General features: G+C 69.2%; 23 protein-coding genes. 11 read left to right on the forward strand and 12 right to left on the reverse strand.

Annotation, left to right across the window (positions count from 1 at the left end; genetic code table 11):
- Window position 1: 1 nt before the first annotated feature.
- Genes ACFO6V_RS08825 through ACFO6V_RS08835 form a run of 3 tightly spaced genes read right to left on the reverse strand, consistent with a single transcriptional unit; the run spans window position 2 to window position 2,967 of the window.
- Window positions 2-964 (reverse strand): electron transfer flavoprotein subunit alpha/FixB family protein, encoded by a 963-nt coding sequence (locus ACFO6V_RS08825; RefSeq protein WP_377134326.1) that lies wholly within the window; start codon window positions 962-964, stop codon window positions 2-4.
- A gap of 14 nt (window positions 965-978) precedes the next feature.
- Window positions 979-1,758, reverse strand: a complete 780-nt coding sequence (locus tag ACFO6V_RS08830; protein ID WP_377134328.1) for an electron transfer flavoprotein subunit beta/FixA family protein — start codon at window positions 1,756-1,758, stop codon at window positions 979-981.
- Window positions 1,759-1,800: 42 nt separating this feature from the next.
- A complete protein-coding gene (locus ACFO6V_RS08835) occupies window positions 1,801-2,967 on the reverse strand; it encodes an acyl-CoA dehydrogenase family protein (protein WP_377134330.1) in 1,167 nt (388 codons plus the stop codon).
- 505 nt (window positions 2,968-3,472) lie between these two features.
- Between ACFO6V_RS08835 and ACFO6V_RS08840 the strand changes: the two genes are divergently transcribed.
- The 3 genes from ACFO6V_RS08840 to ACFO6V_RS08850 all read left to right on the forward strand — a co-directional run bounded on the left by ACFO6V_RS08840 (window position 3,473) and on the right by ACFO6V_RS08850 (window position 7,079).
- Window positions 3,473-5,011 carry an amino acid adenylation domain-containing protein gene (locus ACFO6V_RS08840; protein ID WP_377134332.1) on the forward strand — a complete coding sequence of 513 codons (1,539 nt, stop codon included), beginning with the start codon at window positions 3,473-3,475 and terminating at the stop codon, window positions 5,009-5,011.
- 80 nt (window positions 5,012-5,091) lie between these two features.
- Window positions 5,092-6,276, forward strand: coding sequence for a ferredoxin reductase domain-containing protein (locus tag ACFO6V_RS08845; RefSeq protein ID WP_377134334.1), 1,185 nt, complete (start codon window positions 5,092-5,094; stop codon window positions 6,274-6,276).
- An 11-nt stretch (window positions 6,277-6,287) separates the two neighbouring features.
- Window positions 6,288-7,079 (forward strand): enoyl-CoA hydratase-related protein, encoded by a 792-nt coding sequence (locus ACFO6V_RS08850; protein ID WP_377134336.1) that lies wholly within the window; start codon window positions 6,288-6,290, stop codon window positions 7,077-7,079.
- An 86-nt stretch (window positions 7,080-7,165) separates the two neighbouring features.
- On the opposite strand, the gene ACFO6V_RS08855 is transcribed toward ACFO6V_RS08850, so the two are convergent.
- The 3 genes from ACFO6V_RS08855 to ACFO6V_RS08865 all read right to left on the reverse strand — a co-directional run bounded on the left by ACFO6V_RS08855 (window position 7,166) and on the right by ACFO6V_RS08865 (window position 9,558).
- Complete coding sequence (locus tag ACFO6V_RS08855; RefSeq protein WP_377134338.1) at window positions 7,166-8,269, reverse strand: Gfo/Idh/MocA family protein; 1,104 nt, start codon at window positions 8,267-8,269, stop codon at window positions 7,166-7,168.
- Window positions 8,266-9,036, reverse strand: coding sequence for a ThuA domain-containing protein (locus ACFO6V_RS08860; protein ID WP_377134340.1), 771 nt, complete (start codon window positions 9,034-9,036; stop codon window positions 8,266-8,268). The genes ACFO6V_RS08855 and ACFO6V_RS08860 overlap by 4 nt, the downstream gene beginning before the upstream one ends.
- A gap of 192 nt (window positions 9,037-9,228) precedes the next feature.
- Window positions 9,229-9,558, reverse strand: coding sequence for a helix-turn-helix domain-containing protein (locus ACFO6V_RS08865; protein ID WP_377134342.1), 330 nt, complete (start codon window positions 9,556-9,558; stop codon window positions 9,229-9,231).
- Between the two features lie 101 nt (window positions 9,559-9,659).
- Here ACFO6V_RS08865 and ACFO6V_RS08870 point away from each other — a divergent pair, with 101 nt between their 5' ends.
- The 3 genes from ACFO6V_RS08870 (at window position 9,660) to ACFO6V_RS08880 (ending at window position 12,505) form a co-directional block, all read left to right on the forward strand.
- The gene (locus tag ACFO6V_RS08870) at window positions 9,660-10,400 is read left to right on the forward strand and encodes an SDR family NAD(P)-dependent oxidoreductase (protein ID WP_377134344.1); all 741 of its coding nucleotides are present in this window, start codon (window positions 9,660-9,662) and stop codon (window positions 10,398-10,400) included.
- 106 nt (window positions 10,401-10,506) lie between these two features.
- Window positions 10,507-11,451 carry a phosphotransferase gene (locus ACFO6V_RS08875; protein WP_377134346.1) on the forward strand — a complete coding sequence of 315 codons (945 nt, stop codon included), beginning with the start codon at window positions 10,507-10,509 and terminating at the stop codon, window positions 11,449-11,451.
- 184 nt (window positions 11,452-11,635) lie between these two features.
- On the forward strand, window positions 11,636-12,505 hold the full coding sequence (locus tag ACFO6V_RS08880) for a universal stress protein (protein ID WP_377134348.1): 870 nt from the start codon (window positions 11,636-11,638) through the stop codon (window positions 12,503-12,505).
- A 38-nt stretch (window positions 12,506-12,543) separates the two neighbouring features.
- On the opposite strand, the gene ACFO6V_RS08885 is transcribed toward ACFO6V_RS08880, so the two are convergent.
- From ACFO6V_RS08885 to ACFO6V_RS08895, 3 genes are all read right to left on the reverse strand, one after another.
- A complete protein-coding gene (locus ACFO6V_RS08885) occupies window positions 12,544-13,071 on the reverse strand; it encodes a flavodoxin family protein (RefSeq protein WP_377134350.1) in 528 nt (175 codons plus the stop codon).
- A 319-nt stretch (window positions 13,072-13,390) separates the two neighbouring features.
- A complete protein-coding gene (locus ACFO6V_RS08890) occupies window positions 13,391-14,704 on the reverse strand; it encodes a glycoside hydrolase family 10 protein (RefSeq protein ID WP_377134352.1) in 1,314 nt (437 codons plus the stop codon).
- Between the two features lie 289 nt (window positions 14,705-14,993).
- Window positions 14,994-16,232, reverse strand: coding sequence for a DUF1684 domain-containing protein (locus ACFO6V_RS08895; protein ID WP_377134354.1), 1,239 nt, complete (start codon window positions 16,230-16,232; stop codon window positions 14,994-14,996).
- Between the two features lie 109 nt (window positions 16,233-16,341).
- Between ACFO6V_RS08895 and ACFO6V_RS08900 the strand changes: the two genes are divergently transcribed.
- From ACFO6V_RS08900 to ACFO6V_RS08910, 3 genes are all read left to right on the forward strand, one after another.
- On the forward strand, window positions 16,342-16,932 hold the full coding sequence (locus ACFO6V_RS08900) for a helix-turn-helix domain-containing protein (RefSeq protein ID WP_377134357.1): 591 nt from the start codon (window positions 16,342-16,344) through the stop codon (window positions 16,930-16,932).
- Window positions 16,929-17,258 carry a hypothetical protein gene (locus ACFO6V_RS08905; RefSeq protein ID WP_377134359.1) on the forward strand — a complete coding sequence of 110 codons (330 nt, stop codon included), beginning with the start codon at window positions 16,929-16,931 and terminating at the stop codon, window positions 17,256-17,258. Before ACFO6V_RS08900 ends, ACFO6V_RS08905 begins: the two co-directional genes overlap by 4 nt.
- Window positions 17,259-17,554: 296 nt before the next feature.
- Complete coding sequence (locus ACFO6V_RS08910; protein ID WP_377134361.1) at window positions 17,555-18,076, forward strand: DUF402 domain-containing protein; 522 nt, start codon at window positions 17,555-17,557, stop codon at window positions 18,074-18,076.
- Between the two features lie 380 nt (window positions 18,077-18,456).
- Here the strand turns inward: ACFO6V_RS08910 and ACFO6V_RS08915 are convergent, their stop codons facing one another.
- Complete coding sequence (locus ACFO6V_RS08915; protein ID WP_377134363.1) at window positions 18,457-18,723, reverse strand: hypothetical protein; 267 nt, start codon at window positions 18,721-18,723, stop codon at window positions 18,457-18,459.
- 2 nt (window positions 18,724-18,725) lie between these two features.
- Window positions 18,726-18,857, reverse strand: coding sequence for a hypothetical protein (locus ACFO6V_RS08920; RefSeq protein WP_275001698.1), 132 nt, complete (start codon window positions 18,855-18,857; stop codon window positions 18,726-18,728).
- Window positions 18,858-19,130: 273 nt separating this feature from the next.
- Between ACFO6V_RS08920 and ACFO6V_RS08925 the strand changes: the two genes are divergently transcribed.
- Window positions 19,131-20,363 carry a cytochrome P450 family protein gene (locus tag ACFO6V_RS08925; protein ID WP_377134365.1) on the forward strand — a complete coding sequence of 411 codons (1,233 nt, stop codon included), beginning with the start codon at window positions 19,131-19,133 and terminating at the stop codon, window positions 20,361-20,363.
- Between the two features lie 194 nt (window positions 20,364-20,557).
- Here ACFO6V_RS08925 and ACFO6V_RS08930 read toward each other — a convergent pair whose 3' ends face one another.
- Complete coding sequence (locus ACFO6V_RS08930; protein ID WP_377134367.1) at window positions 20,558-20,728, reverse strand: hypothetical protein; 171 nt, start codon at window positions 20,726-20,728, stop codon at window positions 20,558-20,560.
- A 294-nt stretch (window positions 20,729-21,022) separates the two neighbouring features.
- On the opposite strand from ACFO6V_RS08930, the gene ACFO6V_RS08935 reads away from it, so the two are divergent.
- Window positions 21,023-23,032, forward strand: a complete 2,010-nt coding sequence (locus ACFO6V_RS08935; RefSeq protein WP_377134369.1) for a cytochrome P450 — start codon at window positions 21,023-21,025, stop codon at window positions 23,030-23,032.
- The last annotated feature ends 272 nt before the right edge of the window (window positions 23,033-23,304 follow it).

The following is a 23,304-nucleotide window of genomic DNA, read 5'->3' on the forward strand; positions in this document are numbered from 1 at the left end:
GTTACGCCTTCGCCTTCTCGATCTCGGCGATGAGCTGCGGCACGACGGTGAACACGTCGCCCACGATCCCGAAGTCGGCGATCTCGAAGATCGGGGCGTCCTCGTCCTTGTTGATCGCGACGATGGTCTTCGCGGTCTGCATGCCGGCCAGGTGCTGGATCGCCCCGGAGATCGCCAGGGCGATGTAGAGCTGCGGCGCGACCTGCACGCCGGTCTGGCCCACCTGGGCAGACGACGGCACGAACCCTGCGTCGACCGCGGCGCGTGACGCACCGACCGCGGCGCCGAGCGCGTCGGCGAGCTGCTCGACGAGGGCGAAGTCCTCCTTCGAGCCCAGGCCCCAGCCGCCCGAGACGACCCTCGCGGCTCCGCGCAGATCGGGGCGCCCGGCGGTCTTCTCGGCGACCTCGACCGAACCGATCGTGGCGGCGGGAACACCGCTCGCGGCCACCTCCAGCATGATCTCGGCCAGCGGCTGCGCCTCGGCACGCGCCTCGACCGCGCCCTGACGCACGGTGATGACCGGCGCTCCGTGCGTCACCGTCGAGGTCACCGTGTAGGAACCGCCGTAGGCGGAGCTGCGGGCGATGACGCCCTGGTCGTCACGGGCGACCTCGATCGCGTCCATGACCAGGCCCGAGCGGGCGCGCACGGCGAAGCGGGCGGCGGCCTCCCGACCGTCGACCGAGTGGGATGCCAGGACGGCGTCGGGCCGGGCCAGGGCCGCAGCGGCGACCAGGGCGTCGACCACGCCCACCTGACCGGCGGCCGGCGCGGGGGCACGCAGCACGGTGGCGGCCCCGAGCTCGGCGGCGGCCTTGGCGGCCGCCTCGTCGCCGAGGACGAGCGCGACGGGCGTCCCCACGGTCGAGGCCGCACCCAGCAGCGCGGCCGAGGACTTCGCGAGCGCGCCGTCGGGCGTCGTGTCGAGGAGCACCAGGATCGAGTCAGCAGCGATAGTCATCGTCGTCCCCCTTCTCAGATCAGGTGGTTCTCGGCCAGGAAGGCCGACAGTCGGACGGCGGCGTCGCCGTCGTCGTCGGTGATCTTCACGCCCCCGCCTCGCGGAGGACGGGCGTCGATCGCGAGCATGATCGAGCGCGACGTGCTCAGGTCGTCCGCGTCGATGCCGAGGTCCGCGAGCGAGAGCACCTCGACCGGCTTCTTCTTCGCCGCCATGATTCCCTTGAAGCCCGGGAAGCGGGGGTCCGGGAGCGCCTCGGTCACCGAAACGACCGCCGGCAGCGGGGCGCTCAGGCTCAGCGCCGCGTCCTCCGAGAGACGCGTGCCGCTGACCTCGGCGTCCCCGATCGTCACCGCGGTGAGGTTCGTCAGGCTCGGCAGCCCCAGGTGCTCGGCCACCATCACCGGCAGCACACCGCCCATGCCGTCCGTGGACTGGTTGCCGGCGAGCACCAGGTCGTACCCGATCCGGCCGAGCGCCGCGGCGATGACCTCGGCCGTCAGCCCGAGGTCAGCGCCGACGAGCCCGCCGTCGACGACGTGCGTGGCGCTCGCCGCGCCCATCGCGAGGCACTTGCGGATCGACGTCGTCGACTCCTCGGGACCGACGGCCAGTACGTGCACGTCGGTGCCCTCGTGCGCCTCGGCGTAGGTGAGCGCGACCTCCAGGGCGCGCTCCCCGATCTCGTCGGCGACGAGAGCTGCCGTGGCACGGTCGGCGAGACCCGTCTCCAGGCTGAGCGTGCGCTCAGCGTTGGTGTCGGGCACGACTTTCACCAGGACGACGATCCTCATGGGCGGACTCTGCTCTTTCCTCGAACGGCTGACGTGGAGAGACTACTTGCGGCCGGTGATGCTGCGAGCGACGATCTCGCGCATGACCTCGTTCGTGCCGCCGTAGATGCGGTGGACACGGGCGTCGAGGAAGGCACGCGCGATCGGGTACTCCAGGATGTAGCCGTACCCGCCGTGCAGCTGGACACCCTGGTCGAGGATCTCCCACTCGCGCTCGGTGCACCAGAACTTGACCTTCGCGGCCTCGTCGGCGCTGAGCTTGCCCTGGCGGTAGAGGTTCATCGCGCGGTCGACGTAGGCCCACATGACGTCGACGGTGGTGGCCATCTCGGCCAGCCGGAACCGGGTGTTCTGGAAGTCGATGACCGGCTTGCCGAACGCCTCGCGGCTGGTCGTGTAGTCGATCGTCCACTTCACGCCGGCCTGGGCCACCGCGGCGGCGACGGCACCGATCGAGAGGCGCTCCAGCGGCAGGTTCATCATGAGGTGCACGAACCCGCGGCCCTCGACGCCGCCGATGAGGTTCTCGTCCGGCACGAAGACGTCGCTGAAGCTCAGCTCGGCCGTGTCGTGGCCGGGGAAGCCCATCTTGTGCAGCTTCTTGCCGTGCTCGAAGCCCGGCATGCCGTCCTCGAGGATGATGAGGCTGAAGGCGTCCGGGCGGTTGCCCTCACCGGTCTTGACGAACGTAACGATGATGTCCGCCGTCTTGCCGCTGGAGATGAACGTCTTGGCGCCGTTGACGAGGTAGCCGCCGTCGACCTTCTTCGCGGTGGTCCGCGCGGCCCGCAGGTCGCTGCCCGCACCCGGCTCGGTCATCGCGAGCGCGCCGAGGACCTCGGCCGTCGCCATCTTCGGGAGCCACTTCGCCTTCTGGGCGTCGGTGCCGAAGTGGGCGATGTACGGCACCGCGAGGTCGTCGTGGATGCCCACGGCCCCGGCCAGCGCCGAGCCGTGACCGCAGCCGATGAGCTCCTCGTTGACCACGCTGCGGAAGCGGTAGTCCATCAGCATCCCGGCGCCGCCGAACTCCTCCGGCACGGAGAGCCCGACGATGCCGTGCTCCGCCGCTGCCTTCATGGTCGCGCGGTCGACCTCACCGTCGGCGTCCCACTGCTGCGCCTTCTCCTGGGTGACGTAGCGCTTGACGAACTCCTTCACGACCTCGCGGAACGCCTCGTGGTCCTCGTCATAGATGTCACGCTGCATGGCTTCGCCTTTCGTTGGGCCGGGCGGCTGTGGTGCCCGGCGCATGGAGGGGAAATACCGTGTTCCGGCCGCTCGTCGTCGAGTGTCTCGTCCGTCGGCGTCGCGCCGCCACCCGGGCACTGGCGAGTATGCCTGAGACCCAGTATCAGATCAAGCGCCAGAGGCCGACGGCGGTGTCTGCGCGGAAGTCCGACCCGAGCCGACGTCTGAAACGGCGTCTCCCATCTGCGCGGCCGACTGCACTGACGAGGTCCCGAAACGACGGACCAGGCCCCGGGCACCGGCGATCCCAGAGACTGAAACGATTAAGTAGATGCCAAATCAAGGACATTCCACCGTACGGTGACCGGCGAGTGAGACCTCGTCCGTGTATTCCGCCGAGCTACCCGTGTCGGGGGGTGAGTGCGTCCGAAGGCCTGCGCGTCGAATCTCTGCCTGGTCTTGCCAACGAGGGCCTCGGAGTCGCTCTCGTTCGCGAGCGCGTCCCGAAACGGAGTTGCCGCACATGACCACTCACATCGACCGGTCCGCCCTGACTGGTCTGACGCCATCCGACCAAGCGCTGTTCCGGCGCTTCGGGACGGGGCCGTCGGCACGACCGCCGTTCCTCCTGCTGCATCAGGCGTTCGAGGCCGCGGCCCGGCGTCGACCGGAGGCAGTCGCGGTGACGCACGCCGGCGAGTCGCTGACCTATCGCGAGCTCGACCGACGGGCGAACCTGCTCGCTGAAAGGCTCGTGCGGCTCGGTGTCAGCCCAGGTGATCGAGTCGGACTGTTCGTGAGGCGCTCGATCCCGATGATCGTCGGCATCCTCGGGGTGTTGAAGGCGGGGGCCGCCTACGTGCCCCAGGACGCCCGGATCACGTCGAGCGCGCACCTGGCGCACATCGTCGCGACCGCTGACATCCGAGTCGTGCTGACGCTGTCCGACTGCGTCACCGCCCTGCCCGCGCTGCCCGGTCGGGTGGTGCTCGCAGTGGACGACCTCTCCGGTGAGCGGGCGGAGCCGCCCGCGGTCGCGAGCACGCCGGGGCATCCGGCGGTGGTCATCTTCACCTCGGGCACCACGGGCACACCGAACGGGGTCGTCGTCACGCACGCGAACCTGTGCAACGTGGTCACGCACGGGCCGGGAGCGCTCGGCGTCCGGCCGGGCACGAAGGTGTCGCAGCTGCTCAACATCGCGTTCGACATGGCGGCGTGGGAGATCTTCGTGGCGCTCTGCCGTGGCGCGGAACTGGTGATCAGGGGCGGCTCGATCCTGCAGGCGGTGCAGTCGGTGGACGTGGTGATCGCGACACCGAGCGTGCTGGCGAGCCTGGATCCGGCCCTGTGCCGCAACGTCTCCGTGGTGGCGGTGGCCGGGGAGCGCTGCCCGCGGCCGCTCGCGGACGCCTGGTCGTCGTTCACCCGGTTCCACAACGCCTGCGGACCCACCGAGGTCACCATCGTGAACACGATCGCCTCGCCGCACCGGCGCGGCGAGCAGCCCACTATCGGCTCGCCGCTGCCCAACACCACCGTCTATGTGCTCGACGAGCACCTTCGGCCGTGTCCGATCGGCGAGGTCGGCGAGCTGTGGGCGGGCGGGGCCTGCGTCAGCCAGGGCTACCTGGGCAAGGCTGAGCTGACCGCGCAGCGCTACCTTCCAGACCCGTTCCTCGGTGGCGAGAACCGCATGTTCCGCACCCGCGACCTCGGCCGCTGGACCTCCGACGGCCGGCTCGAGCACCACGGGCGCACCGACGATCAGGTGAAGGTCCGGGGCTTCCGGGTAGAGCTGGACGCGGTCACCTCAGCGCTGGAACGCACGCCCGGGTGCGAGCGGGCGACGACCGTTCTGCATGACGGCGAGCTCGTCGGCTTCGTCACCCCGGTGGGAGTGGACGCCGTCGCGGCCCGCCACGTGGTCGCGGGCACCCTGCCCTACTACTGCGTGCCGGCCGTCGTCCGCGCTGTCGCCGAGCTGCCGACCACACACCGCGGCAAGGTCGACAAGCGAACCCTGGTCGCCGGACTGACCGCTGAGGAGGCAATGGCGTGACGGCGGCCGACACCGAGCTGACTCACTCGCTGCCACCGGTTCGCGGAAGGTGGCGCCGCGTGTGGCGACACAGGTGGTTGATGCACCACAACCGGCTCGCAGCGGGCGTGGTCGCGGTCAACGTCGTGGTCCTCGCCGGCGGCGGCTGGCTGGGCGACCTGGGCACGATCTCGAGCATGATGCTCGCGAACGTCGCGGTCGCCACGCTGATCCGGCAGCAGTACGTGATCAACGCGATCTTCCTGTCCGCGACCAGTGCGCCGGTGACCTGGCCACTGCGGGTTCGCGCCCTGCTCGGCAAGGTCTACCACGTGTTCGGGGGCATCCACGTCGGCGGGATGGTGTCCGCGACCGCGTGGTTCCTGCTCTTCGCGGCCACCGCGACGGTGCGGCCGGTGGGCGCCGCGGTGCTCGTGGTGACCTACCTGATCGCCGCACTGCTGCTCGCCATGATCGCGTTCGCGCTGCCGACGCTCCGGGCGAGCCACCACAACCGTTTCGAGCTGATGCACCGTTTCGGTGGCTGGAGCCTGCTCGCCCTGTTCTGGCTGCACTCCTTCCTCTTCTCCGAGGCCGGGCCGGTGCCGTTCCTGGTGCTGCTCGTCGTGTCGGTCAGCGTCGCCCTGCCCTGGCTCCGGCTGCGCCGTGTGCCGGTACGGATCACCTCCCCCTCCACGCATGTCGCGCTCGTGCGCTTCGACTACGGCGTGACGCCGTTCGCCGGATCGTCCACCACGGTCAGCCGCAACCCACTGCGCGAATGGCACTCCTTCGCCAACGTGCCGTCTCCCGGTGCGCCCGGGTTCCGGCTCACCATCTCGCGTGCGGGCGACTGGACCGGGGCGCTGATCGACGACCGCCCGTCGCACCTGTGGGTCAAGGGCATCCCGACAGCCGGCGTCGGGAACGTCGACCGGCTGTTCCGCCGCGTCGTGTGGGTGGCGACCGGCAGCGGCATCGGTCCCTGCCTGCCACACCTGCTCTCGCGTGAGACACCCTCTCGCCTGGTCTGGTCCACTCGCGACCCGCGGGCGACCTACGGGGACGACCTGGTCGACGAGATCCTCGCGGTACAACCTGATCCGGTCATCTGGGACACCACGGCTTCCGGCAAGCCCGACCTGGTGGCGCTCGCCTACCAGGTGTACCGGGAGTTCGACGCGGAAGCGGTGATCTGCATCTCCAACAAGAAGACCACCTGGAACATCGTCGAGCAGCTGGAGATGCGCGGCATCCCGGCCTATGGCGCCATCTGGGACTCCTGAAGGGAACCACCTTGAGCGACAAGACCTTGCTGCTGTCGGACGACGGCGGCGTCCTCACCATCACCGTGAACCGGCCGGACGCGCTCAACGCGCTGAACGCGGTGGTGCTCACCGAGCTGTGCACCGTGCTGGAAAGCCGGCTTCCACTGGTCGACGGCGACCTCCGCGGCGTCATCCTGACCGGAGCCGGTGAGCGCGCGTTCGTCGCGGGAGCCGACATCCGCGAGATGTCTCTGATGACCCCCGACGAGGGCGAGGCATTCGGCGCGCTCGGCCAGAGGGTCACCCGGCTGCTCGAAGAGCTGCCCGTCCCGGTGATCGCCTGTGTGTCGGGCTATGCGCTCGGCGGGGGCTGCGAGCTGGCCATGGCCGCTGACTTCATCTACGCCACCAGCTCAGCGGTGTTCGGCCAGCCCGAGGTGTCGCTCGGCCTGATCCCGGGCTTCGGCGGCTGCGCGCGTCTGCACCACCGGGTCGGTCCGAGCTGGGCAAGGGAGCTGATCTACACGGGCCGGAAGATCGATGCCCTGGAGGCGCGGCGGATCGGACTGGTCAACCGGGTCTTCGACACCCGAGACGAGATGCTCGGCTCCGCTGCCGCGACGCTCGCTGAGATCGCCACCCGCTCACCGGTCGCGGTCGCGTTGTGCAAGTCAGCTATCAACGACTCGGTCGGGAGAACCACTACTGACGCGCTCGATATCGAGAAGGCGGCCTTCCGGAAGGCGTTCACGACGGACGACATGCGCGAAGGCACCGCGGCGTTCCTGGCCAAGCGGCCGCCGTCGTTTCCGGGACGCTGAGCGACGGGTCGCGTGAAGCGCGCTACGGATCGACTCCGGCAGTCGGATCCGCTGGTCTGACAGCGGATCCGACTGCCTCCGCGCACTCACCTGCTCAAGGCGGCCCGTACCGACGGCCAGGACTTCAGGACCCCGAGGACCTCGGCGTTCCGCTCGGCCGCGAGCGCCGACTCGTAGGACCGTTCGAGCACGTCGTCGATCGCGACCCTGCGCCCCTGGGCCGCGCTCTGGATCGCCGCCTCGACCATGGCGAGGCTCATGACGTTGGCGTGCACACGCCCCATCGGCTCGGTGCCGAGGCGGAGGGCGGTGACGAACTCGCGCAGGGAGCCCGCGATCTCGTGCCCGGGGTCTTCGGCGTCGGCGACGGAGGTCTCCGGGGCACTCTCGGGTTCGCCGTCGCCGTCCCAGAGCACGGTGCCGCGCTCGGCGGAGATCCGCCAGGCGCCGTTCCAGGAGGTCTCGAAGCCAGGGCTGCACCACGAGCCGTTGAAGGTGAAGCGGGCGCCGCCCTCCATGGCGAAGACAGCGGTGGCGGCTGCGTCGCCGTCGTACCAGCTCCACGGCGGGTTGTACTCCTCGCAGGAGACCGAGACGGGGTCGGCGTCGAGCAGGAACCGGGCCATGTCGAACTGGTGGATCGCCATGTCCAGCAGCAGAGGACTGGCCATCTCGTCGCGGAAGCCGCCGAAGTGCGGGGCCTTGAAGAACTCGACCGCGACGAGGCCGACGGCGCCGAGCGCCGCCACCCGCCGCTTCACGTCGAAGAGCGACCGGTGATAGCGGCGGGACTGGCTGACCATGAACAGCTGCCCGGTGTGCTCGGCCGCCGCCGCGAGCGAGAGCCCTTCGGCCACGGTCGCGGCGACCGGCTTCTCCCCCAGGACCGGGATCCCGGCCAGCAGCGCGGCGGTCGTGACCGGGTGGTGCGCTTCGGGGATGGTGGCGTTGAGGATCGCGTCCGCGCCGGTACGGCGAGCGAGCTCGACGGCGTCGGCCCCGACCGCGAGACCAGGGATGCCGGTCTCCGCGGCGGCCGACTCGGCCGCTGCCGAGTACAGATCGGCGATGCCGACGAGCTCGGTATCGGCATCCGCCTGGATCGCGCGGGTCCAGGCCCGGCCCATGCCACCCGCGCCGACCACGACGAGGCGCAGGGGGCCTTCGGTCTCGATGGTCCGGAAGGTCATCGCTCGAACGCCCCGCGGTAGCCCTGGCCGTTGAAGAAGTCGTCGGTGTCGTAGCGCAGGAGCGTCGGCGTCTCGCGCTCCCGGTCGGGCCGGGCCCATTCGATGCCGTTGGCGATCACGTGGTTGACGTCCCGGTGGTGGTAGACGGGAAAGTCCTGGTCGCCGGGGCTGAAGTAGAAGATGCGGCCGAAGCCGCGGCGGTAGGTCAGGCCGCTGCGGAAGACCTCGCCGCCGCTGAAGCCGCTGATGAAGACCAGCTCGTCGGGGGTCGGCACGTCGAAGTACTCGCCGTACATCTCCTGCTCGGGGATGACGATCGGGTTGGGGATACCGCGGGCGATGGGGTGCTGCGGGTTCACGGTCCACACCAGCTCGCGATCGTGCTCGCTGCGCCAGCGCAGCGAGCAGGTGGTGCCCATGAGCTTCACGAAGATCTTGGACCAGTGTCCGGAGTGCAGCACGATGAGGCCCATACCGGCCAGGACATGGCGGTGGACCCGCTCGACCACCTCGTCGGCGACGTCGCCATGGGCAGCGTGTCCCCACCAGACGAGCACGTCGGTCTGATCCAGGACGTCGGAGGTCAGCCCGTGCTCGGGCTCGTCGAGGGTGGTCGTGGCGATGCGGGCCTTGTCCCCGAGCCACTCGCCGACTCCCTTGGCGATCGCGCCGTGCATGCCGTCCGGGTAGCGCTCGGCGACTGACGGCTCTACCTGCTCGTGCCGGTTCTCGCCCCATACGAGGACCCGGATCGGTGCGTTTGGCATGGCTGCTTCCTCCAGTTTTCCGAACCCTGTCCACGGCACCGGGTAGAGCGTGCCTGGGCTGCCCGCCAGACGTGGCGGCGGGGCATGCCAATCGAAGCAGTACGGACCGGCCAAGACCAACGGTATTGCCGGTCACAGGCCTGCAGAGCGCGAAGCCGAGTCGACGCCGCGCCCGATCCGGGAGCTGAGCGGTCAGACGGCGCGCAGCGCGCGGGGGCGCCGGCCCGCCAGCCCGTAGAGCGCGGCCGACGTCGCCTCGTCCGCCGGCAGGAGCACGATCAGGCGCTCCGTCGAGGCCAGGCGGAGCGCGTCGGCCAGCGCGCCGAGGATCTCCGGAGACGGATGCTTGTCCCGGCCCTGCTCCAGGCGCGTCAGGTACTCGACGCTCACCCCGGCCAGGGTGGCGAGCTCGGAACGGCGCAGGCCGGGCGTCCGGCGTCGGATACCGCGGGGCAGGCCCACGTCCTCCGGCGCGAGGGTCTCCCGATGTGCGCGCAGGAGCGCTCCGAGCTCACTGGTCATGTGCGTCAGCCTAGACGGGCGGGGTGCGCGGAGGGTGGCCCGCTCAGGGCCAGTCTCCGGCCGGTCTGGTTGGCCGACGGCGGTCCGCGCACGGTTGAGCCATGGACATCGGACTTCAGGATCGGACAGTCATCGTGACCGGCGCGTCGGGCGGCGTCGGGCGACGGATCGCCACCGCCTTCGCGGCGGAGGGCGCGAACGTGGTGGTCACCTACCGCAACGCCCGCGACGAGGCGCAGAAGGTCGCCGACGAGATCGGCGACCGCGCCGTCGTCGTGCAGTACGACCAGGCGGACCCGGGCGCGGCCGGGGCGCTCGTCGCCGCAGCGGTCGAGGCCACCGGACGGGTGGACGTACTCGTCAACAACGCGGTGGCCTGGGGTGACATGGTGCCCTTCGACACGGTGCCCGACGAGGAGTGGACGGGGCTGATCCGCAGCAACGTCGAGGGTGCGATCCGGCTGACGCGTGCCGTGACGCCGCTGATGCGAGCTGCGGGCTGGGGGCGGCTCGTGCACCTCTCGTCGTCGCTCGTGACCGACGGCGTGGCAGGCGCCGAGTACTACAGCGCCGCCAAGGCGGCGCTGCACGGCTTCAGCCGGTCGGTCGCGTTCTCGCTCGGGCAGGACGGCGACCTGCTGTCCAACGTGGCGATGCTGGGCCTCACCCGGACGGCCACGAACACCCACATCGTCGACCAGGTGGGGCAGATGTACGCGGAGCGGTCCCCGCTCGGCCGGCTGCTGGACGCGTCGGAGGTGGCGACCGCCGTCGTCTGGCTGGGCTCCGCTGCGAATACCGCGGTCAACGGTCAGGTGGTCGGGCTGACCGGCGGGACATAGCCGGATACAAGCCGACCGTTGAGCGCTGACGAGTCGGTCCGTACGTCGGGTTCGACCGTAAGGTGTCGAGCATGTGCTGCGCTTCCGCCGTTGCGGCCACGAGCCGATGAACCAGGGAACCCATCCCGAAGAGATGCCGGCCGAGGTCCTGGACGACGTGGCCAGCGTGGTCGGGGCAGAGGTCACCCTTCTCAGTCGCCTCACCGGAGGCGTCAACGGGGGCGCCATGCGCGTCCAGCTGGCCGGAGGGGCACCGGCAGTTCTCAAAGCAGTACCCCGGGCACACCCGGGGCACCTTGACGAGACGTTGCGCGCCCAGAGAGTGGTCGAGCACATGCGCAGGCACGGCTATCCGACGCCGGCCTGGCTCGCAGTGGGGGCCACAGCAACTCACGTGTGGCATCTGATGGACTTCGTCGACGCGGCTCCCGCGCGTGAGCTGACCCCGTCCCTCGTCGAGCAGCTGATGGAGATCATCGAGCTTCAGGCCGGCCAGGCTTTCGAGCCCTACGACCACTGGTCGTACGCCTGGCGGGTCGCCACCGGTAGGGATTCGGCTGCCGCCGGGCAGGTTCTCGACGAGGCACCCGAACATTCGCTGCTCCGCCAGGCCATATCCAGGCTCTCGGGGCACTCGTCCGAGGTGTCGGCCCTGGTCGAGCGCCTGCGGCTCGTGTGTGCCGACGTCCCACCACCACGAGACGCGCCAGACATGGTCCATGCCGATCTCGCGACCCCCGGCAACATCCTGGTCCATGACGGAGTGGTGGTGGCGGTCGTGGACATCGGGAATGCAGGTAGCGGTACCCGGGCGATCGATCTCACCGCCCTCGTCTGGTACACCTTCCAGGACCCGCTGCTGGACGATGTCCGAAGGCAGCTGTGGACGAGAATCCTCGACCTGGTCGGCCGGGAGGGAGCGGCGGTGCTCACAGCGGCGCACATCCTCCACATGCTCGAGATCCCCGTCCGTGATGGGCGCCACGATGTCGTTCCAGGGGTGGTCGAGCGCGGCCATCGCGCCCTCGACGAGCTGCACGCGCGTCGCTAGTCGCGCGGCGAAAGCGAGGCTGTCGAGAAGGTGGGCGAGAGTCACCGGTTCGGCGGGACCTTCAGACGGCCGCAGACGGGACCTTCGACCGGTCAACCGGGTCTTCCAGCACTGCCTCGTACCCAGCGAACGGTGGTGGTCTGGGAGACATGACCCGAGCGGGTTGTCGACGAGGGAGGACATCATGCACAACACCTGGTACCGCGGCATCGTCGTCGGCGTCGATGGATCCGCGGAGAGCATGGCCGCCGTCGACTGGGCGGCCCTCACGGCAGACCGGCACGAGGCACGGCTCACAGTGTTGGGCGCCTATATGACCCCACCACCCGCGACCATGTCCGCCACGATCGGCGTCAGCATCGCGGACCTGCGAGCGGACGCCCGCGACGCCGTCGAGCGCGCTGTCGCCCGGCTGGACGGCGCGTGGCCCGGCGGGCACATGGTCGATCAGCGAATCGTGCACGGCGCACCCGCGTACGTGCTGGCGCAACGGTCCGCGTCCAGTGACCTGGTGGTCGTCGGCAGGCGCGGGCTCGGCACATGGGACCGTGCCATGCTCGGCTCGGTGTCGGGAGCCCTCGCCGCGTCGGCGCCAGGGCCTGTGGCCGTGATTCCCGCCAAGGCTGGTATCCACGACCCGCGCCGGGTTGTGGCGGGCGTGAGCAACGACGACGCGGGCCCCCAGCTCGACCTGGCCTTCGCCGAGGCGCAGCAGCGGTCGTGCCCGCTCATCGTGGTTCACGCGATGGAGCCCGGCCCAGGGGCGGGCCTCGACTTCGGCGGGCCGGACCTGAGGCGCGAGTCGGCGGAGCGCGACGAGGTGCAGCGCCAGGTGGCGCGGTGGGCCGAAAAGTACCCGACCGTGCCCCAGACCGTCACCTTCCACAGCGGAAACGCCGCGGAAGCGCTCCTGGAGCAGCTCCGGCCGGACGACTTGGTGGTGGTCGGCGGGCGACCGCACTCACCCACGATCGGACGGATCCGGTACTCCGTCTCGGACACCGTGCTGCGCCGGTCGCCCAGCCCGGTGATCGTGGCGCACCAGCGGGACTGACCGGTCGTCAGGGCGTCCGGGATCAGGTGGGGGCAGGGTCAGGAGGTCCGCCCCGCGGAACGTCGCGCCGCGACCTCGGCACCCAGCCCCTTCCCCCACTTCTGGGCTCGGTCGAGCTCACCGTCGGGGAGCGGACCAATCACACCGCTGACCCGGAAATGCGTTGGGGCAGCGACCAGAGAGCAGCCGAGCCGGTCCAGCCTGCGGCTCGCCGCACGCGCGGCCGAACCCGTGACACGCGAACCCAGCCGCGTGTCGAACGTTGTCGCCTCAGTGGTAGCCGTCAGGCGCGGAAGACCGCCGAGCCACTCGCGAATACCACGACCGCGCGAGACGATCCTCGGCGACTGCCCGGCGAAATCCCACCGTGTCGAGGGCCAGGACATGCTGAAGGCGTGAGTCGGGCCGCCGACGACGAGCAGTGTGACGTCTGCGGGCACGGTGTCGGCAGCCGCCCCCACCTCGACGAGGTCGGTGGGCATCGACGCCACGATCCCCTCCCCGATCGCCCGCGCAATAGCCTCGGTGTTGCCAAACATCGACTCATAGACAACAAGCGCACGCATCGCTGTCACCTCCTTGGACCGCTCCGTGGTTTGGGTACCGCAACGGTCACCCCTTGGATCCGTCGGCCATCAGGGCCGTCCGGCCCCAGTTCCCAGGGACCTTTGGCCTCCTGCCCCGCGTTCGCCCGCCCGTCCCCGCCCCCGTTGCCGTGCCGCGTGCGGGTGGTCGGGTCGATCGCGGTGGCAGTCGCCACCACTGGAGAAGCGCGGCGGCACGGTTGGACACGCCGTCGGCTGGGATCGTTGGAATTCCAACGGTCCCAGCCGACGGCATGGTTGTGCCCGTCCAACCAGTCCCCCGTGGCTCAGCGGCTGCCGGTCAGACCCGGCTCCACCGCTGGTTCGCGTTGGAGTGGCACGACCACAGGATCACGGCCGTGCCGTTCGCTGTGGCCGCGGCGTTCACGTCGAGGCACAGCGACGGGAACCGAACGCTGCTGATCGCGCTGCCGCTGGACGTCCACTGCTGGTTGTTGCCTCCGTTGCAGTCCCACAGGCGGACCCGGGTGCCGTTCGCGGCGTCCGCAGGGACGTCCAGGCACTTGCCCAGTATCCGCAGCGTCTGTCCGTTCTGGGTGATCTGCTGGTTGGAGTTGTTGTGGCAGTCCCAGATCTGCAGGCCCGTGCCGTTGGTGGTGGTGCCGTTCGGCACGTCGAGGCACCGGCCCGCGGACTCGCTCCGCAGCCGGAACGTGTTGCCCGGGGAGACGCCGTTGAGCGTGTCGAGGACCGCGTGGTAGGCGGGCTTCTTGTTGCCCGAGCGGTCGAACAGCAGGGGGTTGTCCGTGCGCCAGGAGGTGTCGTCGCGCACGCCCCACACCGTGATGCCGTTGCACCGCGAGACCGCCAGGCACGCCCGGGTCACCGCCGCGTAGATGTTGGCCTGGTTGTTGCCCTGCTCCACGTCCAGCTCGGTGATCTGCACGTCGACACCCAGGTCCGCGAACCGCTGCAGGTTGGCCTGGTAGTCGCTGGAGAGTGAGGTCCCCAGGTGCGACTGGAACCCGACACAGTCGATCGGCACCCCACGGGCCTTGAAGTCCCTGACCATGTTGTAGATCCCGGTCGACTTCGCGTTGATCCCGTCGGTGTTGTAGTCGTTGTAGCAGAGCTTGGCGCCCGGGTCGGCCGCCCGCGCGGCCCTGAACGCCGCCTCGATCCAGTCGTTCCCCGTGCGCTGGAGGTTCGAGTCCCGCCGACCACCCGAACCGCCGTCGGCGAACGCCTCGTTGACGACGTCCCACGAGTGAATCTTGCCGCGGTAGTGGGTGGCGACCTGCGTGATGTGGTTGAGCAGCGCGTTGCGCAGCGCACTGCCCTCCATGCCCTGCATCCAGCCCGGCTGCTGGGCGTGCCACGCGAGAGTGTGGCCGCGCACCTGCTTGCCGTTCTGGATCGCCCAGTTTGCGATCTGGTCGCCGCGTGAGAAGTTGAACTGGTTCTGCGACGGCTCGGTCGCGTCCATCTTCATCTCGTTCTCGGCCGTGATCATGTTGAACTCACGGTTCAAGATCGTGGTGTACGCCGACTCGCTCAACCGCCCAGCCGGCACCGCCGCACCGAAGTACCGCCCGCTCTGCGCAGCCGCGGCACCCAACGTGCTCTCCGCGGCCTGCGCCGGCGCGGCAGCCATCAAACCGGCGACCACTGATGCGACGCACAAGGCCGCACCCACCAAGGCGCGACGGCCAGGTCTTGATGTAGTCCTCATCGCAACTCCTCTTCTACGACACCTGGCGTCTTCGACAGGTGGGGGACCGAACCGAGACTCCGGTCATGTGACATCACATAACTTCGCGGGCCGGCACCCTGGCAAGGACTTAAACGATTAGGCGGTCAAGGCGCGACTGGGCAAGTTGATGGGAGGCGCTGGCACCTGGGCGCCGGTCGCGCCCAGGTGCCGCAGATCCCCCAGCGTCGGATCAGCTGTCGCCGCTCACGTTGCCTTCGTCGGGCGGCATCATGTTCGCGTACTCCTCGATCCGGTCGATGAGTCCGTCCTTGAAACCGAAGTACATCGCCACGGGCAGCTCGGTGCCGGACCCGTCGGGCATGTTGATGTGCAGCACGTGCTGCTGGAGCACCTCGTCGGGCTTCTGGAACTGACGGGTGATCTCGTACCGCAAGGCAACGACGCCCCCGCCGCTCGACATCTGCTCGAGCTGCTCGAGGTTCGCCTCGATCGTCTGCTCGCCCTTGCCGTCGTTGTGCCAGACGGTGGCTGTGTCCGCGCACATCGCACGCATGCTTGCGAAGTCGAACTTCTCCAGGTGCCGCAGGTACTGGACCGCCTTCTCCGTCAGCTCGGGTTCCATGGTTCCGTCCTGTCCTTTCTTGTCGGGCTCTGTCACCGTGCTCCTGTTCCTCTCGTCGAGGACAGGCGCACGTTCTCCGGCGTCGACGACGACCGGAAGATGGTTCGCTTCAAGCGGGATCGGGCAGGGAAACGCCGTGGAGAACACGTGGTGGGGCAGGATCACCTGGTTGAAGTCGACCCGGAGGGCGCTCCCCTCGTCCGGGGGGAGGATCAGCCATCGACCGATCTCGGGGGTGTCTGCCCCGCTGCTGGGGTCGGTGAAGATCGCCATGCGCAGGCCGGGGACGGTTTCTACCACCACCAGGGTGTACTCCCGGCCGCCGATCTCGACGACCAGGTCGCCCGGGGCGGACGCAGTCTCCGTGCTCCGAGGGCTGGTCAGCCGCTCCACCTCGACGGTGCGGCCGGGCGTCGCCCGGTACTCGGCGTCGACGACCCAGCTCGGATCGTAGGGATAGCTCGCGATATCGCGCAGCCGCGTGAGAACCGGTGCGGAAGGGTCCCAGACGACCATGCCGTAGGTTCCGCCCCGTCCCTGGACGAAACACACCCGCCCGTCAGCGAGCTTCACCTGGCTGCCGGATTCCACGTCCACCGCACCGGTCACCGGCCGCCCGCCGATCGACACGCCGTCCGCAGCGGTGACGGTGAGAGTCAAGACCCCCGATGCACTCACCTCCCATCGACCAGGCAGGCCCGGCACCCCCGGTTCGGGATGCGAGACCATGGCCAGCTGGACGGTGCCCGCCTTGCCGCCAGAGCCGGCGACCTCCTCCCAACGGCTCTTCCGCCAGGTCGCGTACTCCACCGGTACACCTGGGTGGCCAGAGTCCTCAGTGGACATAGATCCTCCTGTTCCTGTTGACGCCCGGAACGAGCGCCTTCAGATGCCACCTTGCGAGGACGCAACAGGATCTAGCAAACATTGTTGCTGTTCTGGCAAACTCCCAGCCATGAAGGAAGAGAAAGGCGGGGGCCTGGACGCCGTCGGGCCCCGGCTGCGCAACCTCCGCCATGAACGTGAGACGACGCTGGCCGAGTTGTCGGCCGCTACCGGCATCTCCATCAGCACGCTGTCCCGGCTGGAGTCCGGCTCCCGGCGGCCCACCCTGGAGCAGCTGCTACCACTAGCGAGAGCCCACGGCGTCACGCTCGACGAGCTGGTCGACGCCCCCGCCACCGGTGATCCGCGTATTCACCTACGCCCCATCAGCTGCAAAGGCGGAATGACGGTCCTGCCGTTGACCCGGCGCCCCGGTGGCATCCAGGCCTACAAGTTCATCATCCCCGGAGGTCGCCCCTCGGATCAGCCCACCCCCAAGACCCACGAGGGGTACGAATGGGCCTACGTCCTCAACGGACAGCTACGGCTCGTGCTCGGTGAGCACGACCTGGTCCTCTCACCCGGTGAAGCCGCCGAGTTCGACACCCGCACACCGCACTGGTTCGGCGCCGCGACCAACCAGCCCGTGGAGTACCTCTGCCTCATCGGACGGCAGGGCGAGCGCGCACACATCCGCGCTCGCACCACCTCGAGCAGATGAACTCGGTCGGCAGCCGGGCAACCACGGCCGTCCCCCGTGGCGTTTGCCGAAGCGACAAGCAGGCGAATCTCCGGTCCTTCTACAACGAGCTGATCCAGACCTTCCCACCGATGAACGGTCCGGGCGCGCCGACGGAGGAAGCCTGGCGTCGTGACGCCGAGCTCTTAGGCCGGATGTCGGACTACAGCGTCGGTACCTTGCTGGTCTACGGGGCGTTCTCCTGGAGCCAGGCAAGGACGGCGCGAGACACCTTCACAGAGCTGGGCGCCAAGCACGAAGTGGCAGTCGCCATGGTCAGTGACGACGGATCAATCCTGCGGTCGTGACCAGTCTTCCGACGGATACCACCGCCAAAGAATGCTCGTGTCATGCGGGCCGGTGGCTGACGTACTGGACCATCGGCGAACCACTGGTCGGCTCCACGGTTCCAGAGGAGCCAGACATCGGTGAGCCAGCGGTCCATCAGCCCGGTGAGGCGTCGCCCATGCCTGGCCCTGATCGACGCAGGGCCTCGCAGCCAGCCCGGCTGGTAGCCCTCAATGCCGAGGTAGGGGCACGTCGTCACGGTGCGAAGAGAAACGTTGGGCATCCCGGGCCTGATAGCTCATGAGACAGTCCCGTGGTGACTACGACGCCACCCATCGAAGACATCCGGGTCCTGCACCGCACGGGTCAGTGGTGTCCCGGCCGGCGGATCGATGATGTCGCCGCCTACGACGTGCGGATCTTGCCCGAGTATCAGGTACCTGGACGGCCAACCATCGATCGCAGCTACCTGTTGCTGGACCAGGGCGTTCAGCTGACCAGGCCCGTTGCCTTCCAGGGACCAGTAGAAGGTTGGTGGTACGTGGATCTGGTCGAGGTCGAGGTCACCGAGGCTGGACTGGTCGTCCATGACCTTTACGTTGACTTCCTGGTACCGCCAGGTGCTGATCGCTATCACGTCCTGGACCTCGACGAGCTTGGCGATGCCCTCAGCCAGGGTCACATCACAGCCGCCCAATGCTCCACTGTCCTCAGCAACACGCAACGTTTCATCGAGCGGCACCTGCGCGCCACTCAGATGGGTTCCGTTGATCCTCCCCACCGGTTTCCGCCGGAATGCATCACCGCCCTTGACCGGCTTCCTTGCTTCTTCGAATGATCCCGAGCAGTGATACGCAGGGGGACAGGGCTTCGCTGCGGTGATCGCGCCTGACCATGCCGCCATCAGGATCACGTAACTCGGGTTACCCGTTGGCGCGCGCATGCCGACGATGGCGTTAAAAGCGGACGAGCCGGCCTGTACGCCGGGTTCTCCCGGAGGGTGTGCCGGTATGTCTCGCGGTGTCCGACAAGTTGGTTGGGCACCGCGAGATCGTTGGAACTTCGCTGTTCTGCCGGGTCCGGGGCGCGTTGGTGGAGGTGGCGTCGCATGGGCTCAGACAGCGCTCATGTGTACCCGATGTGTACCGAGCGGCTCTTCAATCGGACCGCGTGCAGGCTCGCCGCCGTCCGGGTGTGAACGGCCTTGTGCTTGGCTCTTCACTCCCGATAGAAGACCTCGTCGTCCTCGCTCGGTACGAGCGGCGCGAACTGCCGAAGCTCGGCACCGCGGATCATCCACAGCCGGAAGAAGCCCTCTTCCTGGTCCATCACGAACAGTTGCGCCGCGTTCGGCTCGCGCCACGGCATCTCGAAGAATCGCTGCCGGAGAGCATCGAGGTCAGCATGGTTCAGCGCACCCGCCCACACCTCGCACTCGGGCGCCTTCCACCCGCCCCATTGGTTGTCCTGCGCGCTGGTGAGCAACCTCAGGTACCCCACTCCGCCACGCTCAGGACTCGACCGGCGGGGGCTTCTGTCCGTAGCCACTCGCTCAGTGCCTCCGCGTTCTCGTTGTCGTCCACGTCGACCGAGATCATCACGTTCGCCACCCAGCTCATAGCGATCGTTCTACCGGAACGGACAGCAGGTCACCACAGGATGGGGTCGAGCTGGCCCTGAGCGGTCATGAGCAGAGCGTGGGTCTCGCGAGAGGCGCTCCGGGTGCTGGCGTTCGCGACGGCGATGAGCCCGGACCTGGCCGCCGTGGGGGGAAGAACGCCGCGTGTTTCGTGTTCTCTGCTGCCCGTGATAGAAACGCCTGATCGGGCGTCTACGCAGGTCGCCCCATACTTCGATGGATAATTTGGATGAATGTCGACGGGTGGAGGGGCATGCCTGACCTGGAACCGCAGCGGAGCGGGGGCCGGGTCGCGCTGGTGGACCTGACCGGTGCAGAGGACATGACTGCGGCACTGCGCAAGCTGCAGGACCAGTGGGGGCCGGTGGCCCCCGTGGACCTGGAGCCAGGCGTACCGGGCTGGCTCGTGCTGGGGCACGCCGAGGTCATGGAGGTGATGCGCACGGAGAGCGTCTTCGCCCGGAACCCACGGCACTGGAGAGAGCAGCTACCACCGCAGTCGACCCTGCACGCCATCCTGTCCCCGACCGGACGGCGGAACCTGTACTTCTCGGACGGCGCGGAGCACCGGCGGCTGCGGCTCCCGGTGGACGAGGCGTTCGCCGACATGGACGAGGTCCGGACGGCAGCGCTCGTGCGCGTCGTCTGCGCCCGGCTCATCGACTCGTTCGCCGCCAAGGGCAGTGCGGACCTGATGGGCGAGTATGCGGCGGCGGTGTCGTTCCTGGCGGTGTCGGGCATGTTCGGGTTCGACGAGCGGCAGGGGTTCGACCTGTTGCTCTGCGCGAGCGAGATCTTCGGGCACGGCGGCGATCCCGTGTCAGCCCTGGTCCGGATGGACCAGATCGTGATGGACCACGTCATCGCGACCCGGGCGGAGCCAGGCCCGAACCTGACCGCCAGCTTCATCAAGCACCCGAGTTTCGAGGACGACACGGAGATCGTGCACTCCATGGTCGTGGCGATCTGCGCGGCCAACGAGATGCTCGTCACCTGGATCGCGGCCACGCTGCGCCGCATGCTCACCGACCCCCGGTACACCGGCCGCGTCACCGGCGTGCGCCGCGGCCTGGACGACGCGATGGACGAGACGCTGTGGAGCGAGCCGCCCGTGGCGAACCTGCCCGCCCGGTACGCCGTGACCGACTGCACCCTCGGCACGGCGCGGATCCGCGCCGGCGACGCGATAGTGATGGGCGTGGCCGCCGCGAACAACGACCCGCGGGTACGCACCGCGGACGACCTCTTCGAGGCGAACAACCGGTCGCACCTGTCCTTCGGCGTCGGGCCGCACGCGTGCCCCGCCAAGCGCCCCGGGCGGCTCGTGGTCAAGATCGCGGTGGAGAGCCTCATGGAGCGGCTCGACCTGAGGCTCACCGACCCGGTGGTGACGTGGGCGCCATCGCCGTGGTCGCGCTACCCGTCCACGCTGCCGGTGACGTTCACTCCCGAGCGCCAGGCCGCCCGCACGCCTGCCCGCGTCTGACCTGCCCCTGGAGCGTCAGACGGCATCGACGTGCGCCTTGCCGTTCACGCAAGTCTTCGTGCGCCATGCCCGCGCGGGGTTCGCCGTCGGGGACCTGCATCTTGAGCATGAACTCGAGGTTCCAGCGTGCCTGGTCGAGGATGTTGGCGACTCGATCTACCGATGCTCGGGACGAGCACCAGCGGCTGGGGGACTCAGGCCGTGATGGCGAGGGTCTCCGGGTGCACCGGCGTACGGAACGTCCCGGTGCGCACCCAGGACTCGACCTCGTCCACGGCAGCCTCCCCGAGGCGTCGCACCTCTCCGCCGACCGACCCGGCAATGACGGTGTCGTTCGTGACGAACCGACAGGGGGTCTTCGACATCGGGGTCGGCGTGCCAGGCGGTTGCCGAGGCTGCCAGGTTGCGCCAACGGCGCACAAGACTACCCACACCGCCACATGGCTGCCTCATAGTCACTTCTTTACGCAATGGTTACACGGTGACTCGCTAGGGCCGAATGTTCTGCCCGGTATGCACGTTATGTTTAACGTTGTCCGTCGGCAGACGAGATGGTGTCTTGGCTGAAGAAGGAGCCCCCAGTGCCTGACCACAGCGGTAGATCCCGGAAGACGACAGACGCCGTCGCAGCCAGTTCGGACCACAATGCCCGCCGCCGCGTGACCAAGCTGATCCGGCACCTGAGCACGCCCGAAGGGCGCGCCGACCCCCACGCCGTCTACGACGAGCTGCGGGCCATGGGCCCGGCGGTACGCATGCCGTGGGGAGCCTGGATGGTCACCTCGCACGGCGCGAGCCACGAGGTGCTCAGCGGATCCGGCTGGCGGACCGTGGACGCCGCCTGGCGCACCGCGCGCCAGCCGACGTGGGTGCGGCACCCGGGCCTGAAGTTCCTGCACGACTCCGCGCTCGGCACCAACCCGCCCGGGCACGCCGGGCTGCGCCGCAGTCTTGGCTCGTTCGTCTCGCCGCAGTCGGTCGCTGACCTCACACCGCAGATCGTCCAGACAGTCCACGAGTACCTCGACCGGTTCGATGCGGTGCTGCGCGCCGACGGCGAGGCGGACTTCGGGGCCTTGGTCGGCGACCGGCTGCCCATGGCGGTGCTCTGCATCGTTCTCGGGCTGCCGCGCGAGGACATCCCGCTGCTGTGCGAGATGAGCCGCAGGCTCTCGAACGTGCACGACCTCGCGCCGAGCAAGGCGCGGATGGCGCAGGCCGACCGCGCGGGCAAGCTGTGGAACGCGTACTGGGAACAGCTCGTAGCCCAGCCCAGACCCCGGCTCACGGAGGACTCCCCGCTGGGAGAGTGGCTCGACACAGAGACCGACCCCGCGGTACGCGCGGTGGCCGGCTCCCAGCTCAACGTCATGATCGAGGCGGGCCTCGAGACGACGACGTCCCTGCTGTCCGACGGCGTGGTGCAGCTCCTGCGCCGGCCCGACCAGGCCACGTGGATGCTCGAGCACCCGGAAGCCGTGCACGGCGCCGTCGAGGAGCTGGTCCGCTTCGTATCGCCCGTACAGCTCATGACCCGGTACGCGGCGCAGGACACGGAGCTGCCGGGCGGCATCCCGGTGACAGCCGGGCAGATCGTGCACGCCGTGGTCGCCGCGGCCAACCACGACCCCGACGCCTACGACTCGCCGCACGACCTGAACCTCTCGCGCCCGCCTCGCCGCAACCTCGCCTTCGGCGTGGGCATGCACTACTGCCTAGGCGCGCCGCTGGCCCGTCTCGAAGCGACGACACTGTTCCCCGAGGTGCTGCAGCGGTTCGATCTCGAGTTCGCCGGGCCAGTGGGCTACGACGAGACCCTCGCCTTCCGCGGAACACGTTCGGTGCCGGTACGGCGGCGACCCCGTCCAGCCGCCACCGCGGGTGCTGGTGCGGCGGTGGCCGCTGGTGAGAGCGCGTCCGCCGCCGGACCTGTCGTGGTCAACCGCGAGGACGCCGTGCTTGTGGTGACCCTCACGCGGCCCGACGGCGACAACCGGCTCGACCGAGCGACGCTGACCGCCCTGGGCGACGTGCTCACGACGCTGCCCGACGACATCGCCGCCATCGTGCTGCGCGCCGAAGGGCGCCACTTCTGCATAGGCGGCGACCTGGACGAGCTCGCCCAGCTCGCCACCAATGACCCCGACGGCTACCGGAACCTCGTCGAGCTCAGCGACGAGGTGCTGCGCGCCTGGCGCACCTGCCCGGCGGTGACAGTCGCGGCGCTGCACGGCAACGTCGCCGGAACAGGGCTCGGGCTGGCGGTCGCGAGCGACCTGCGCGTGGCCGCCGAGGACGCACGGTTCCGCGCGCCCGAGACAGTCGTCAGCATCCCGGTGGGTCCGAGCGAGGTGCTGGACCGCCTGGTCGCCGAGATCGGTTCCGGCTGGACCCGCGCGATGCTGCTGCTCGGCGATGCCATCAACGCCCAGGAGGCGCTGGAGGGCGGGCTCGTGCAATCCGTCGTCCCGACCGAGAACGTGTGGGCCGAGGCCAAGCGCCTGGCCCGGCGCATCGCCCGGCGCGACCGGGAGGCCATCCGCGTCACCAAGCAGACGATGGCCCGGCTTCCGCACGACGGTCCCGATCCGACGGAGGGCACCGACGTGTGGGAAGCACCACTAGCCCAGGCCCTGCGGCGCCGGATCACCCTTGGCAACGCGAGGTAGCGACTCCTCGTCGACGAAAGGCCGGCGGGGCCAGCGACAATGCTGGCCCCGGGAAGCGCGCCCGAGACGATCGTCAGCATTCCGGTCGGCCCGAGCGAGGTGCTGGGCCGGAACTCGCGGCGACCGTCGTCCTGGCGGTCTGGAGACGACGACGCGTCGACCCGGACGCCGGCAAGTTCACGTTCAAGGAGCACGCCGAGCACTGGCGGACGCTCCAGGTCCATCGCGGCAACACAGAGGACCAGGTCGACGTGGTTCTTGAGATCCGAACC

Source organism: Promicromonospora alba (assembly GCF_042654905.1).
Classification (GTDB): domain Bacteria; phylum Actinomycetota; class Actinomycetes; order Actinomycetales; family Cellulomonadaceae; genus Promicromonospora; species Promicromonospora alba.

Coding starts and splice junctions, on each gene's coding strand:
- ACFO6V_RS08895 (WP_377134354.1), bottom strand. CDS start 16,232: ATGTCCACTGAGGACTCTGGCCACCCAGGTGTACCGGTGGAGTACGCG.
- ACFO6V_RS08855 (WP_377134338.1), bottom strand. CDS start 8,269: ATGACCTTCCGGACCATCGAGACCGAAGGCCCCCTGCGCCTCGTCGTG.
- ACFO6V_RS08825 (WP_377134326.1), bottom strand. CDS start 964: ATGACTATCGCTGCTGACTCGATCCTGGTGCTCCTCGACACGACGCCC.
- ACFO6V_RS08920 (WP_275001698.1), bottom strand. CDS start 18,857: ATGAGCTGGGTGGCGAACGTGATGATCTCGGTCGACGTGGACGACAAC.
- ACFO6V_RS08900 (WP_377134357.1), top strand. CDS start 16,342: ATGAAGGAAGAGAAAGGCGGGGGCCTGGACGCCGTCGGGCCCCGGCTG.
- ACFO6V_RS08930 (WP_377134367.1), bottom strand. CDS start 20,728: ATGTCGAAGACCCCCTGTCGGTTCGTCACGAACGACACCGTCATTGCC.
- ACFO6V_RS08885 (WP_377134350.1), bottom strand. CDS start 13,071: ATGCGTGCGCTTGTTGTCTATGAGTCGATGTTTGGCAACACCGAGGCT.
- ACFO6V_RS08865 (WP_377134342.1), bottom strand. CDS start 9,558: ATGACCAGTGAGCTCGGAGCGCTCCTGCGCGCACATCGGGAGACCCTC.
- ACFO6V_RS08890 (WP_377134352.1), bottom strand. CDS start 14,704: ATGGCTGCCGCGCCGGCGCAGGCCGCGGAGAGCACGTTGGGTGCCGCG.
- ACFO6V_RS08830 (WP_377134328.1), bottom strand. CDS start 1,758: ATGAGGATCGTCGTCCTGGTGAAAGTCGTGCCCGACACCAACGCTGAG.
- ACFO6V_RS08840 (WP_377134332.1), top strand. CDS start 3,473: ATGACCACTCACATCGACCGGTCCGCCCTGACTGGTCTGACGCCATCC.
- ACFO6V_RS08835 (WP_377134330.1), bottom strand. CDS start 2,967: ATGCAGCGTGACATCTATGACGAGGACCACGAGGCGTTCCGCGAGGTC.
- ACFO6V_RS08870 (WP_377134344.1), top strand. CDS start 9,660: ATGGACATCGGACTTCAGGATCGGACAGTCATCGTGACCGGCGCGTCG.
- ACFO6V_RS08925 (WP_377134365.1), top strand. CDS start 19,131: ATGCCTGACCTGGAACCGCAGCGGAGCGGGGGCCGGGTCGCGCTGGTG.
- ACFO6V_RS08875 (WP_377134346.1), top strand. CDS start 10,507: ATGAACCAGGGAACCCATCCCGAAGAGATGCCGGCCGAGGTCCTGGAC.
- ACFO6V_RS08880 (WP_377134348.1), top strand. CDS start 11,636: ATGCACAACACCTGGTACCGCGGCATCGTCGTCGGCGTCGATGGATCC.
- ACFO6V_RS08860 (WP_377134340.1), bottom strand. CDS start 9,036: ATGCCAAACGCACCGATCCGGGTCCTCGTATGGGGCGAGAACCGGCAC.
- ACFO6V_RS08845 (WP_377134334.1), top strand. CDS start 5,092: ATGCACCACAACCGGCTCGCAGCGGGCGTGGTCGCGGTCAACGTCGTG.
- ACFO6V_RS08905 (WP_377134359.1), top strand. CDS start 16,929: ATGAACTCGGTCGGCAGCCGGGCAACCACGGCCGTCCCCCGTGGCGTT.